Origin of the sequence: Xylanibacter oryzae DSM 17970, from assembly GCF_000585355.1 — a bacterium.
Classification (GTDB): Bacteria; Bacteroidota; Bacteroidia; order Bacteroidales; family Bacteroidaceae; genus Prevotella; species Prevotella oryzae.
Genome location: NZ_KK073873.1, coordinates 1537536 through 1552597 on the forward strand (window position 1 = coordinate 1537536; position 15062 = coordinate 1552597).

Consider the following 15062-nt stretch of genomic DNA (forward strand, 5'->3'; position numbering starts at 1 on the left):
AACAGTGAATTTATATTTAACTATTTAATACCAAAAAGCCATGAGCAAATATCAATATAAAGTACAAGGAGTAGATTATGATGTTGACATTCAGGATATTGAAGGCAATATCGCTAAAGTATCTGTAAATGGTATTCCATTTGAGGTGGAACTGAAACAGGCTATTCATAATACTCCCAAACCTCAACATGTACATGTAGAACCTCATAAACCGGCAGCAGTTTCTGCTCAGCCGGAAGAAGATAAACCTATTGTAATCGTTCCTACCGGTAGTGGCACACCAGTAAGTTCGCCTCTGCCGGGCACTATAACCGAAGTAAAGGTAAAAGTAGGCGACACAGTGAAAGAAGGAGACGTGGTAATAGTGCTCGAAGCTATGAAGATGCAAAACAACATCGAGGCAGAAACAAGTGGCACTATAACATCAATATCAGTAAACAATGGTGATACGGTGATGGAAGGAGCCGCATTGCTAACAATAGGATAAGACTATGGGATTCACAGAGTTTATAACACAAAACTTCAATGAGTTTCTTACCTATACAGGCTTTGCTAATGCCACATATGGTAATATTCTCATGATATGTATAGGCGCGCTGTTCATATGGCTCGCCATAAAGCACGATTTCGAGCCATTACTGCTTGTCCCTATTGGCTTGGGGATCATTCTAGGAAATATTCCTTTCCGTGCAGACGCAGGACTGGAGATTGGTCTTTACGAAGATAATTCAGTACTTAACATTTTCTATCAGGGCGTGCGTGAGGGATGGTATCCACCACTCGTATTTTTGGGTATAGGGGCAATGACCGACTTCTCGGCACTAATATCCAATCCTAAATTGATTCTGGTTGGTGCAGCTGCACAGTTCGGCATATTTGGTGCTTACATGATAGCTCTGGCTTTAGGTTTTGAACCTAATCAGGCTGCCGGCATTGCTATCATCGGAGGTGCAGACGGACCTACTGCCATATTCTTAAGTAGCAAGTTGAGTCCTAATCTTATGGGCGCTATCGCTGTATGCGCATATTCATATATGGCACTTGTCCCTGTAATACAACCGCCTCTGATGCGTCTTCTAACTACAAAGAAGGAACGTGTAATGCATATGAAGCCAGCCCGTAAGGTGAGCCAGACAGAACGCATTCTATTTCCGATAATGGGACTTTTGCTTACTACATTCATAGTACCTTCAGGTCTGCCACTTCTGGGTATGCTGTTCTTCGGTAATCTGCTTAAGGAGTCTGGTAAAACTACACGTTTGGCAAAGACTGCCGGCAATGCTCTCAACGATATTGTCGTTATTTTACTTGGTCTTACAGTGGGTTGCAGTACACAGGCCAGCGAATTCCTTACATCAAACACAATAAAGATATTCTTTCTCGGAGCTATGGCATTCATTATAGCTACAGCTAGCGGAGTACTGTTCGTCAAGTTTATGAACATATTCTTGCCTATATCTAAAAAGATGAATCCGCTTATTGGAAATGCCGGTGTAAGTGCTGTACCTATGAGTGCCCGTATATCCAACAACTTAGGACTGGAATATGACCGTCACAACTTCTTGTTGATGCATGCGATGGGACCTAATGTAGCAGGTGTAATCGGTTCGGCGGTAGCTGCAGGTGCACTGTTGGGATTCCTGTCATAGAGATATATAAAGTATAGAAATTAAGCAAGTCCCGGACTAAATTAATCAGTCCGGGACTTATTTTATATTGTTTAAAGTATTAATCAGATACTATAGGACACCAAATTCTGAAAGTTGTACCCTTCCCTACCACAGATGATACATCAATTTTACCACCAATATTATCAACAAGAGCCTTGCATATGGAAAGACCGAGTCCAGTGCCGGGCTTAAAAGAATCAAGTTTATCAAACCTATTGTATATCCTCTTAATCTTTTCTTCAGGTATGCCAACACCGGTATCAGATACAATAACAGTTATGCCATCAGGATTTATCTCATAAGACATTCTTATACATCCCCTCTGTGTATACTTAAACGAGTTATGCACAAGATGAATAAGCAGTTGTCTAAGTTGATTTTTATCTGCTATGATATTACATTCGTCAACAGGCACTTCGCATGTGAATATTATTTCAGTCGGATTAGGATTTTGGAGTTTTAATGATGAATATACAGTATTGAACATTTCCGACAAATTGAATTTTTTATCATCAAGTTCCATATTACCTGATTCTATAGTAGACAATTCCAGAATATTATTGATAATGTTAAGTAGTATCTTACTATTATGGTTTATCATATCCTGGCATTTCTTCATCTCCTGGTTTTTAGGATTGAATTTACAAATAACATCAGAGAATCCTACAATGGCATTAAGCGGTGTTCTTATTTCATGACTGATATTAGATAGGAAATCCGATTTAAGACGGTCAGATGCCTGAGCTTTGTCCTTTTCCACTTCCAACTGTTTATGAGCATTTACCGTTTCTGTTACATCACGAAAAGTTACGACGATAAACTTTAGTTTATCGTCGTAATCGTAAACAGGGTTGATATGTGTTTCTGTATAATGTATGCCCTTTGGTAAACCCATTGTGAAGTATGAATTATTCATAAGTTTATCATAGTCATTCTCAAGAACTCCGCTGAATACTTCGGGATGTTCACGGTCTATGATGCTTGAAAATACAGGATTATCAAAAATACATGTGTTTGCTTTAAACAGTTCCTCTTTCGAAATACCATAAATACTGCAAGAGAGTTCATTAGCTTCAATAAGATAGCCATTATTATCATATAGACGTATGCCTGTAAGTGCATTGTCAAATATAGTCTTATACTTGAGCAGAAGTTCAAAACTCTCTACGCTATCTCTATTAATTCTTTTGCGATTGACCAATATCAATATGCATAATATGCAAAGCAAAAAAAGGAGTATAAGTATAATGTATTTTATCATATTAATTATTCGTAGGTTATTACTCGCAAATATACCTAATAAATCTATTGATTAGTATAATTTATACACTTTATTTGTTTATTTTAACTATCGTACACAATTTTTGTTAATAGCTATATTATAATGTAAGTAATATAGATTTTTTAATAAATATGTATTTGACAATCAGTATTGATGTCCATATTTATGATTTTTCTTTTATGTTTTCCCGTAAAATGTTTTTTATTTTGCCTTCAACCGGAATTTAATATGCTGATTATCAGTTTGTACGACTGAAGGCAACTTCCTGACTCGCGATATAACCAGTTGTTGATGGATAAGTCTGGATTATATCACGATAAAGTATCTTTACTTGTTCGGAATACGCCTACTATAGGACAATTGGCCCTTTTTGTATATTAGATCGTTAATATCTTGAAAAATATTTATAGATAATCTGTAAATAAAGCTAAACTAATGTGCTTAGAATGCACGCATATTTATTAATAAAAGCTATCCTCTGATAACTTTCGATATTAGTCGAACGATCGTGCGACCTACGTCAAATGATCATTCGACCTAGGTCGAACGTTAGTAAAGAACTGCTACGGGCATAAAAAAGCATTGCTCTATGTATTGAAAAGAGTCCTTTTATAAAATATTTATTGTCTTTTTAAAGAACTAATTTTTAGGACAATGAATAACGACACTCGGAAGGACACAATGAAAACGCACAAGTGACGGACAAAAAACGTCCATTAGAAGTTGCCTTCAGCCTTACAAACTGATAATCAGCACCTTAAGTGCCAGCTGAAAGCAAAATACAAATAACTTAAAAAAAATAAACATTAAATTATAATAGTCTAAGCCCTAATATATCGCTATATTAAGGTTTCAGTGACGTAAAAAATAATATAAACTTATTTATTACACAGCATAATTTAAGTTCGTTATAATCCTTTTTTGAGGTAAAATACAACTATATCAAGAAATATAAAACAAATAGTATACATTATCACTAAAAATAAGACTTATAAGTGTTAAAATAAACAAAGACTAAAAAAGTCTTAAATATTATTTATACCTTTATACTCTGAAAACAAATATTACTTAATTTTATAAAATGCAAGATAAGAAACTTTACAAATTATTCGGTATTGGAATATTGGCATTTTTATGCTTTTCTACAGAGGGATGTAGAAATTCTGATTTTGATTTATCTAATATTGACGCTACATTAGGATTCGGTAGCGATTCAATAAGTTTCCCTGGAAATAGTTCAACAGATTCAATAAAATTGAATGACGTACTAAAACTTGACAATAGTGACTGCGTAAGTATATTGGGAAATGGAGATTATGTATTCAATAAAGAAAATAATGATATAGCAGCGGCCAACCCAACTATTAATAAGGTAAGTATCAAATCGCATAGCATCAACACTTACACTGTTTCTATGTTTAGCTCTTATCTATCAAAGAGCCACTCATTAAGATCGAATATATCAACAGCATCTTTTAACGGTAAGATTACGGCATTCAATTATTCGTACAGCAATGTGCCATCTGCCATTCTTGCTCTTGATTACATGAACGTCAATTCCAATATTACTGTAACACTGTCGTTATCATCCGAACTAAAAAGGAATATAAGCAAACTAAACAGTCTGGTATTCACTTTACCAGGATTTATGGACATAGGTTCTGCAAAATATAACGGGCAGCCGGTAAGTCTTAATGCGAACAACCAGATAACATTGACGGATGTGCCTACTGCTAATAATATTGTTATATCATTGTCTGTTAAGGGTATGAACATGAATGCACAAGAAAACATCGATGCCAACAATAAAATAAATTTTACAAAAGGTGAAAGCATAAACATTATTGGTAATGTAGACATAAACGGAACGTTTGACACTTCGGGCATAACCGCATCTATTGTACCTTCTGCATGCGTAATAAGTGGTATTATGGAAATAGACGACATGAGCATATCTGGAGCTACAGGTAAATTCAGTCCATCTATCGACTTTGATAATATAGGTAAAGTGGACTTGAATAATATACCTGATTTTCTGAATGACAATGCTGTAAATATGGATTTGTACAATCCGACCATAATACTTAACGTGCAATCCGACTTACCTCTAAAAGGACTTATTAGTGGTACTCTAACATCAAAATATGATGGCAAACCTGACGTGTCCGTTAATGTACCTCAATTCAGCGTAAATGCAAATACTACTACCAAGGTATGTATCTGCAAAAACAAAGCAGCTCTGACAGATAAATATGATGAGGTTGTAGAGATTCCGAATCTTTCAGACATAATAAAGTCTATCCCAAAGTCCATTACATTCGGTAACATAACGGCTAAGGGAGACGGGAGCATTACATCGACTATAGAAATGGGTAAGATATATACGGTAAAACCTACTTATAAAGTGGAGGCCCCACTGGCTTTCTCTTCAGATGCAAAGATAGTATACAATGACACTCTCGACGGATGGAACAAGGATGTGAAAAAACTAAGCATAGATAATAAGGTACAGTTTTCTGCTGATGTTGTAAATCAGGTACCAGTATATCTTTCGGTTACAGCGCAGGCTATTGATGTAAACAAGCAACCGATAAGCAATAGTGACATAAGTATAGAAATCAAGCCTACAGTACCTGCATATAATCCGATAACAAAGGAGGCTGGTACTACACAGTTGGTTATTAACATCACACAGAACAAGAAGAATGCTTTCAAGAATCTTGATGGCATAATATTCAAAGCTACAGGGGCAGCACAGGCAGAGGGACACTCTGCTGTTGAAGGGGTAACTATAAATGCTTATTACCAAAAACTACTACTTAAAAATATCAAAGCAAAAATTTATGGTAAGATTATTGCCGACTTCGAATAGACTGCTTAAAACGATAAATAGGAACACATGATGAAAAATTATAAATACATATATATTGCTGCAATGGCAATGATTTCTTCTGCATCAATGGCTCAGGGACTCAATTCAGCTTACTTCACCAACGATTACAAATACAGACATGACCTAAACCCTGCATTCGGGAATGATCAGAACTATGTATCTTTCCCGGGAATTGGTAATATCAATGTCAAGACCATGGGCAATTTCGGTTATGAAGATATTGTCTTTGACAATCCGATGTACCCAACAGAAAGTGACAAAAAGAAAACAACATTTATGAATCCTTACATTAAAGATGGATTGAGTGGATTCAACAAAGGTAATAACATTATAGGCAGTGAGCTTTCGATCGCCATATTGTCTACTGGTTTTAAGGCTTTTAATGGATATAATACTATAGAAGTAAATTCACGTACAAATGTAGCAGGAGTGTTACCTTACGAATTATTTGAGTTCGCAAAAAACACAGGCAATAAAACTTATAATATTGGAGACATAAATATGGAAGCTCTCAGCTATGCAGAAGTTGCATTCGGTCACTCTCACAATATTGGAAAAAGACTGCGTATTGGTGCCAAAATAAAATTGCTGTTCGGTATAGCTGATGCTTCTTTCAAATTCAAAAATGTTACTGCAGACTTAGAGAACAGCAATAAATGGACAATAAATGGTGATGCACAGGCTCACGTGTCTATGAAAGGATTCAAATATAAAAGTGAAACTAAAGATTATAAATCTTCAACAGGTACATACGAGCGCATTAATGATGTGGATGTAAATGGTGCAGGACTTGGCGGTTTCGGAATCGCAGCAGATTTAGGTGGAGTATACAAAGTAAGTCAATCCTTTACATTAAGTGCAGCACTACTTGACTTAGGCTTCATAAACTGGTCGAATAACATGAGTGCTGAAAATAGCAATAAGTCATTTACATTCGACGGATTCCATGATGTTTCAGTAAAATCAAATGGAACAAATCCTATAGACAACCAGACTGACAAATACAGTGATCAGATTGCAGACTTTGTGAATCTTCAAGATAAAGGAGATAAAGGAAGAAGAAAGACTAACATAGGAGCTACAGCTAATATAGGTTGTGAGTACTCACTTCCTGCATACCGCAAGCTCACATTCGGATTACTTGGAAGTCAGAGGATAAATGGAAAGTACTCATGGACAGAAGGAAGACTGAGCGCAAATATAGCTCCTGTAAAATGGCTTGATGGTGGCGTAAATGTGGCAGTCAACACATTTACGACGAGTATGGGCTGGATTCTTAATATTCACCCCAAAGGTATAAACTTATTTATCGGTATGGATCATGTAATTGGAAAATGTAGCAAAGAATATATACCGCTTAGTTCAAATGCTAGTGCATCGTTTGGATTTAATATTACTTGGTAAAACAAATAAAATACGAGGTGGTCAGTATATACTTGACCACCTCGTCATTAGTTAAAGTCTATATTAAGTCTGTGATAAACACACCTATCAGACTTTTGTAACAAACGCTATTTCTAACAATTTCAGGTAAGACAATTTGTCTACTGAAATCAGTAAAGACAAAAATGGTTACAAAAGTTACAAGTTACAAAAGTAAAAATGAATAAACTTGCCACACATAATAAGTAATAGACAGCGCACTATCTTTTCTATTTAGCTGTATTATTCATTACAAGTGCAAAGTTCAAAAAAGAATATTACAAATACATTCCATTTATATTTAAATCCGTATAAAATAAAAAAAGCTCCCCTCGCGGGAAGCTTCTTTTGCTATATATAACATATTACGCTGCTACTGCAATCCAGTCATAAATAAAGCTGCAAACTCCAAAGAGTACTACTCCGGCCATACATATGAACAAAGCTAGTTTAGTATTAAAGTCACTCTTGAATGTTGGTAAAGGAGCCTCATTCTTGTTAATATACATAGCTTTAACAATAATAAGATAGTAGTAAAGACTCACTACTGTATTAACCAATGCTATAAATACTACAAGATATACCCAGAAACTCTTAACATTGAGAGCTGCCATAAAGACAAAGAATTTACTGAACATTCCCGCAAATGGAGGAATACCTCCAAGAGAGAACAATGCTAATGTCATAAGGAATGACAATTTAGGGTTAGTCTGGTAAAATCCATTGTAATCATCAATATCAACTTTTCCATTATTATTCTGCTCCACCACGCTGATTATTGCAAATACAGCAAGGTTGGCTGCAACATAAACTAATATGTAATATGAAAGAGATGCTATACCCATCGCACTATTGCCTATAACAGCCAACATAATATATCCTGCCTGGCTGATAGAACTGAAAGCCATGAATCTCTTAAGATTTTTCTGACGGATAGCAAATAGGTTGGCTATTGTTATACTCAATACAACAACAATATCAAGCATATACTGCCAATACTCTGACATAGGAGCGAAGACTTTCATAAGGATCATTGCAAGCGCAAAGGCTGCAGCACCTTTAGAAACTACACTAAGATATCCGGTAACGGCTGTTGGAGCACCCTGATATGTGTCTGCTGTCCAAAAATGGAATGGAACAAGGCTTATCTTGAATCCTAATCCACTGAAGAAAAAGACCATGCCCATAATATTAAGAGCCATATTTTGTGAGTTTCCTAATGCTGTGGCTACATCTTCAAAGTATAATGTGCCAACACTACCATATATGAATGATATACCATAGAGCATTACGCCACTAGAAAATACTGCTGTCAAAATAAACTTAGCAGCAGATTCAGCTGACTCATTACGTTTCTTATCAAGAGCAATAAGACAAGCCATAGGTACTGATGCCATCTCTAGACCTAGAAAGAACATCAGGAAATGACCTGAACTCACCATTATGTTCATACCCAACAAAGTTGAGACTATCAACATATAGAATTCACCTTCACGACTCTTTGTATCTTCGCGTGAAAGCCACTGACGACTCTGAATGAGTACTATAAGTGTACCTACTGCAAGTATTGTCTTAAGGACACCAGCTGCAGCCGTAGTCTGATACATTCCACCGAAGGCTGAAACTGGTACCTGTGGCAGAATATTGATTATAATCTGCGCAAGCATCAATACGCACATCAACGGGTTAAACCATTTACGTTCTTTACCGTTGGAACAGAAGTCCGCAATGAATGTTATCACTAGGATAAGCATCAATGTTGCTTCCGGTATCATTTTTAAAAATTGACTGTAATCCATTTTTTAATATTTCAATTTTCAATCCTCATTTCTTAATTCTCATTAGAGCGCTGCAACCATATTGATATGGTCGATTATAGGACCTATTGTATCACTGATAACATTGCTAGCCCATAATGGAGCTAAACCAAGACCAGCTACACAGAATATCAACCCACAAACAGCAACTCGCTCATCCCATGTGGCATCTGTAAGTTTCTCATAAGCAGGATCAGCAACTTTTTGATATAGGATTTTACCTACTACGCGAAGAATGTAGACTGCAGTGATAACGATACTTGTACAAGCGATTATAGTAGCTGTACGGTGGAATACATCAGCATTAGAGAATGAACCAACAAAGATTGTCATCTCTGCTACGAAACCAGAGAAACCTGGAAGACCTAGATTGGCAAGACCGGCTATTACATAACCGACGCCCAAGAATGGCATTATCTTCATTAATCCACCCAACTTTCTTACGTCTCGAGTATGTGTACGTCCGTATATCATACCGATAAGGGCAAAGAAGAGGGCTGTCATAAGTCCATGAGAAAGCATTTGCAAAACAGCTCCGGTACAAGATGTGCGTGTCATCATAAGGAGAGCGAACAAAACCAGTCCACAATGGCTTACTGATGAATAGGCATTAATGTATTTCAAGTCGGTCTGCACACAAGCTGACAAAGCTCCATAAACTACAGATATAGTTGTAAGGATCAAGAATATCCAACTTAATTCTTTAGCCGCATAAGGCATAAGGAACATTGCAATACGAAAACATCCATAACCTCCAAGTTTCATAAGTACTCCGGCATGAAGCATTGATACTGCTGTCGGGGCCGAAGCATGACCATCAGGAGACCATGTATGAAATGGGAATAAAGCACCAAGTACTCCAAACCCTACAAATACAAATGGGAAGAATATCATCTGCATATTCTTCGGCATTAGATGTCCACTTGCAATTTCCAATATATTCATTGTAGTAGCTCCACTGAAGAAGTAGATACCAAGGATACCAAGAATAAGCAACGCAGAACCACCCATAAGCATAAGAGTAAGTTTCATAGCCGCATACTCTTTTGGTCCACTACCCCATACACCAATAAGAAGGTACATCGGTATGAGGGCTACCTCATAGAACATGAACATAGTAAACATGTCTGTAGATATAAAGAACCCATATACACCTGTAGAAAGAAGTGTAAACCAAAGGAAATATTCTTTAGTAAGAGGTTTCAACTGCCAAGAAGCGAATGTTCCTGTAAATACAATTATACTTGAAAGTAGAAGCATAACAACAGAAATACCATCTATACCTACTGAATAGCAAATGTTTAATGGTTTAAACCAAGCGACACTGTATACATATAGCATAGGATCAGTATTGCCGGCATGACGCTGTTGGATGAAATCGATAGTCAAATAGATAGAAAGGGCCAATAGTAAACTGGCTCCTACAACCATCACACCACGCACTTGATTAAGGTTGCGAGACAGCCATAGGCAAAGCAACATCAGTGCAGGGATTAATACGAATAGACTTAATATACTCATTTTTATCTAATTCTTTATAAACATATACATAACAAGAATAATGTCAATGCTATTGTTCCTGTCAGGAACCATACTGCATACTGACGTACATCACCACTCTGCCATCCACGAATGGAATCACCTGCTGCATTTGTACCCCACGCCATAAAGTTCATTGCTCCATCCACAACGTGACGGTCGAACCAGGCAATTGGTTTACTTATACAACGGAATATTACCTTGTGGGTAACAAACATCCAAACTTCATCAATATAGAAACGGTGATAAGCTGCTTCGTGCAAACGAGGAAATTTCTTTGCAAGATAATCTGCAACAGGTGTTGTCTTACCACTATACATAAATGTTGCCAATGCAATAGCAGATAAAGCCAATACAGTAGAAGTGATAGCTACAGTCCAATTGACATGAGTATCAAAACTTAATCCGTTGGCTGATACAAAGTGACCGAATGGTATCCATCCGCAAAGTACTGTTATCAGAGAGAGGAATATCAATGGGAAAGTCATGCATGCAGGTGCCTCATGAGGTTTCTTTGCACCTTCATTGATATGTTTTTCATAATATCCTTGTCCCCAAAATATTACATAATAGAGACGGAACATATAGAATGCTGTCATACAAGCTATTCCACTCATTATCATGCCCATTACAGGGTTGAAGTTATAACATGCTACAAGAATTTCATCTTTTGAGAAGAATCCACTCAATGGCCATATACCTGATATCGCAAGACAACAGATGAGGAATGCTATATGTGTAATTGGCATATACTTACGCAGATTACCCATAAAGTTCTTCTCATTGCTACCTACCGCCTCAATAATACACCCTGCACAGAGGAAAAGACATCCCTTGAACATAGCATGTGTGAAAAGGTGGAACATTCCGGCCATATAACCTAAACCATAAGAATCAGCATATTCAGCTGTATGGGCTACAGCTCCTGTAGCAGCATCTGGCATAGATACGCCAAGAGCCACAAGCATAAAACCAATCTGCGATATAGTAGAGAATGCAAGTACACGTTTAATATCACTCTGACAACAAGCGACCGCTGCTGCATAGAATGCTGTAAATGCTGCAATATAAGCAATCCAGTGCAATTGTGCTGGAGCATATTGCACAAAAAGAGGGAACATGCTTGCTACCAAGTAAACACCTGCAACAACCATTGTAGCAGCATGAATCAAAGCAGATACTGGTGTTGGACCCTCCATGGCATCCGGCAACCATATATGCAATGGGAACATTGCACTCTTACCGGCACCACCAATAAACATAAAGAACAATGCAAGTGGCATCAACTGAGCTGCACCTGCAACCTTACCAGCCAATTCGGGCATAGCGTTAAGGTCGAAATTGAATGTTCCTACATAATAACTATATATCAGAATACCAATAAGGAAGAACAAATCGGCAAAACGTGTTACAATAAACGCTTTCTTACTAGCTGCCACAGCAGTATGCTTTGGATAATAGAAACCAATAAGAAGATAAGAAGAAACGCCAACCAACTCCCAGAAAAGGTACATCTGGAAGATGTTAGTTGCAACTACCAATCCTAACATTGACATTGTGAAAAGGCTTAAGAACGCATAATAACGCTGGAAACCTTTCTCGCCATGCATATATCCAAACGAGTAAATATGAACCATAAAACTGACCGTAGTAATAACAACCAACATCATCACTGAGATAGGTGTGAGTCTGAATCCGATATTAAAAGTCAGCAGTTCATTAAACTTTAACCATGTAAAATTAAAAGGTGTTATTGTAGGAAATAATCCATCAGCTCCCCTGCCCTGTCCGAGAAAATACTCGAAAGCGGTGTAGTAAGAGAGACAGAATATTGTACCCAGAACAACAGTACCTATTATTCCCGCAACTTTGTGCGACATCTTCATACCAGCCAATCCTAACAAGACGAATGATAAAGCCGGTAGAAGGAGTATCAAAAATACATAACTGTAATCCATAAGTTTTTAATATTTCATGTTTTCAATACTGTTCACCTGATCGCTATGGAAATGACGGTAAACATTAATTATTATTGCTACAGCTACAGCTGTCTCTGCGGCACTGACACCAATACTGAACAGAGAAAAGAAAAATCCTTCAAGCTGCCCTGGGAATAGTAAACGATTGAAAGCTGCGAAATTAATATCAACCGAATTGAGCACCAACTCGATAGAAATTAGCATGGCAATCAGATTACGGCGTGTAACAAAACCAAATACGCCGATTGCAAATAATAGTGCAGACAGCACAAAATAACATTCTACTGGTACCATATTTTATTTCTCCTTTCTTGAAATTACTATACCACCGATAATACAAGCGAGCAAAAATACTGAGATAAACTCAAACGGTAGTACATACTGGTACTTGTCTGAGCCCATCAATGCATGACCTATTGTACGCATAGGAACTTCTACATCAGCTTGCTGGGTAGCCATATAAATGAATTTATTCTTAAGCAACACTACTAGTACTGTAGCGAGACATGCTAGTGTGGCAATTATACCACCAATTACATGACCGCCCTTCAGACGTTCGATAAGTCCCTGCAGAGTACGTTTACTAACCAACTGTATTGCAAAAATATAAATCATTGTAATACCGCCTGCGTAAACTGATATCTGAGCTACACCTAGGAAGGTGTAGTCGAGCAGGAAATATAATCCTGCAACTCCGAAGAGAACAAAAAGCAGGAATGTGGCTGCTCTCATTATTCGTTTCGTCGTAACACACATCACGGCTGAACCGAGAATCACTACGGCAAGAATTATAAACATTACCATGTTTGCCATTTTATTTATCCTCCTCTTTCTTTTCTACCTTAGTTTCCTCAACAGCTTCTACCTTAGTAGTTTGAGATGTTTCGGGTTCGACATAAGGTTTGTAAATATTAAGATGTTGAACCAATTTGGTACGATCGAAAACCGAGTTTTCAAAGTCTTTTACGAACTTGATTGCATCGTGTGGACAGGCATTAACACATAACTGGCAGAACATACAATCTCCTAGATCATATACATAATCCTTAAGGATTCGTTTCTTTTTGCCATCTGCAGTCTCAACCATCTCAGGTATTACCTTGATTGTTCCGTTAGGACATGCGATCTCACATAATTTACAAGCCACACATTTATTGTTATCCTCCGCATCGTGAGGCATTACCAATAGTCCGCGATGACGCTCTGCGATATGCTCTGTCTTACGGTTCTCAGGATATTGTTCGGTCACTTTCTTTGTGAAATATTCACTCATAGTGACACGCAAACCTGTGAGCAATGACTTCACAGCATCTGATATCCCTCCGAAATATGATTTATTATTTTCCATTTTCTATTCCAATATTTCAAATATTAAAAGTGCCAACCAAAAGCTACGACGATTGTCATCAAGACAAGGTTTAGCAAACTTAACGGCATAAGATATTTCCATTCCAACTTCAATATCTGGTCAATACGGAGACGTGGGTATGTCCACTTAATCCATAATAATACCCATACAAGGAAGAATGTCTTACCAAGGAACCAGACGAAACCAGGTATGTAATCCATAACATGGTTGAATCCTTCTAGTCCAGCAACATGTAATGGCATCCATCCGCCTAAAAATACTGTTGCTGCAATACCTGCTATTATAAACATATTAAGGTACTCTGCAAGATAGAAGAAGCCAAATCCCATACCTGAATATTCTGTATGATAACCTGCTGTCAACTCACTCTCTGCCTCTGCAAGGTCGAACGGACCACGATTAGCTTCTGCATTACCTGAAATTAAGAATATCAAGAATGCTATTATTGCAGGTATATGTCCCTTAAATATAAGCCATGAATCACTTTGGGCCTCTATTATTCCAGACAACTGCATAGTTCCTGTAAGTGCGACGGCAGAAATAAGGCATAAACCAAGAGACATCTCATAAGATATCATCATCACAGCTCCACGCATTGCGGATATAACTGAATACTTGTTGTTAGATCCCCATCCTGCAAGGAATATACCAATTATTCCAAGACTGGAAATAGCTGTTACGAGAAATACGCCAACATTAAAATCGAGAATTGACGCGCCCTTGTTCCAAGGCATAAAAGCGAAAGCTCCTACTGAACCTATAAGAACCAAGAACGGTGCTATTACATAAAGCAGCTTATCAGACTTGTCTACAGGGAAAATCTCTTTTATGAGCATTTTCACTACATCGGCAAATACCTGAAATATACCCCAAGGACCTACTCGCATAGGGCCTAGACGGCACTGGAAATAAGCGCAGACTTTACGTTCCATAAAGATAAGTGCGATAGCAAGAAGGGCGTAAGCTGTAAGAATAAGCAGACCCACGATAACGCACTCAATAAGGATTGACCAGAAACTACCAAGACCTAAAGTCGTACGAAGGAGACTGTCAAACCATGTTGTTATTATACTAAAGTCAAACATTGTATT

12 protein-coding genes are annotated in these 15062 nt (G+C 37.4%); 4 read left to right on the forward strand and 8 right to left on the reverse strand.

Features of this window, described 5'->3' with window-relative positions; all coding sequences use genetic code 11:
• Positions 1-40 precede the first annotated feature (40 nt).
• Entirely contained in the window at positions 41-487 is a 447-nt protein-coding gene (locus XYLOR_RS06320) for a biotin/lipoyl-containing protein (RefSeq protein WP_036877865.1), read from the forward strand.
• Positions 488-491: 4 nt separating this feature from the next.
• Complete coding sequence (locus XYLOR_RS06325; RefSeq protein WP_036877866.1) at positions 492-1649, forward strand: sodium ion-translocating decarboxylase subunit beta; 1158 nt, start codon at positions 492-494, stop codon at positions 1647-1649.
• 79 nt (positions 1650-1728) lie between these two features.
• On the opposite strand, the gene XYLOR_RS13310 is transcribed toward XYLOR_RS06325, so the two are convergent.
• The gene (locus XYLOR_RS13310) at positions 1729-2931 is read right to left on the reverse strand and encodes a PAS domain-containing sensor histidine kinase (RefSeq protein WP_051508909.1); all 1203 of its coding nucleotides are present in this window, start codon (positions 2929-2931) and stop codon (positions 1729-1731) included.
• Positions 2932-4033: 1102 nt separating this feature from the next.
• Between XYLOR_RS13310 and XYLOR_RS06335 the strand changes: the two genes are divergently transcribed.
• Together XYLOR_RS06335 and XYLOR_RS06340 are read left to right on the forward strand one after the other, a co-directional pair.
• Complete coding sequence (locus XYLOR_RS06335; RefSeq protein ID WP_036877868.1) at positions 4034-5824, forward strand: hypothetical protein; 1791 nt, start codon at positions 4034-4036, stop codon at positions 5822-5824.
• Positions 5825-5851: 27 nt separating this feature from the next.
• Positions 5852-7249 carry a DUF5723 family protein gene (locus XYLOR_RS06340; protein ID WP_051508910.1) on the forward strand — a complete coding sequence of 466 codons (1398 nt, stop codon included), beginning with the start codon at positions 5852-5854 and terminating at the stop codon, positions 7247-7249.
• Positions 7250-7632: 383 nt separating this feature from the next.
• Here the strand turns inward: XYLOR_RS06340 and XYLOR_RS06345 are convergent, their stop codons facing one another.
• The 7 genes from XYLOR_RS06345 to nuoH are packed head-to-tail and all read right to left on the reverse strand — an operon-like array spanning position 7633 to position 15056.
• The gene (locus XYLOR_RS06345; RefSeq protein ID WP_036877870.1) at positions 7633-9066 is read right to left on the reverse strand and encodes an NADH-quinone oxidoreductase subunit N; all 1434 of its coding nucleotides are present in this window, start codon (positions 9064-9066) and stop codon (positions 7633-7635) included.
• Positions 9067-9108: 42 nt separating this feature from the next.
• A complete protein-coding gene (locus tag XYLOR_RS06350; protein WP_036877872.1) occupies positions 9109-10605 on the reverse strand; it encodes a complex I subunit 4 family protein in 1497 nt (498 codons plus the stop codon).
• A gap of 14 nt (positions 10606-10619) precedes the next feature.
• On the reverse strand, positions 10620-12581 hold the full coding sequence (locus XYLOR_RS06355; protein WP_036877873.1) for an NADH-quinone oxidoreductase subunit 5 family protein: 1962 nt from the start codon (positions 12579-12581) through the stop codon (positions 10620-10622).
• A 6-nt stretch (positions 12582-12587) separates the two neighbouring features.
• Complete coding sequence (nuoK, locus tag XYLOR_RS06360; protein ID WP_036877875.1) at positions 12588-12896, reverse strand: NADH-quinone oxidoreductase subunit NuoK; 309 nt, start codon at positions 12894-12896, stop codon at positions 12588-12590.
• A gap of 3 nt (positions 12897-12899) precedes the next feature.
• Positions 12900-13415, reverse strand: coding sequence for an NADH-quinone oxidoreductase subunit J family protein (locus XYLOR_RS06365; RefSeq protein ID WP_036877876.1), 516 nt, complete (start codon positions 13413-13415; stop codon positions 12900-12902).
• A 1-nt stretch (position 13416) separates the two neighbouring features.
• A complete protein-coding gene (locus XYLOR_RS06370) occupies positions 13417-13950 on the reverse strand; it encodes a 4Fe-4S binding protein (RefSeq protein WP_084608541.1) in 534 nt (177 codons plus the stop codon).
• Positions 13951-13973: 23 nt separating this feature from the next.
• Positions 13974-15056: an NADH-quinone oxidoreductase subunit NuoH gene (nuoH, locus tag XYLOR_RS06375; RefSeq protein WP_036877879.1), complete on the reverse strand. Its 1083-nt coding sequence runs from the start codon at positions 15054-15056 to the stop codon at positions 13974-13976.
• Positions 15057-15062 lie beyond the last annotated feature (6 nt).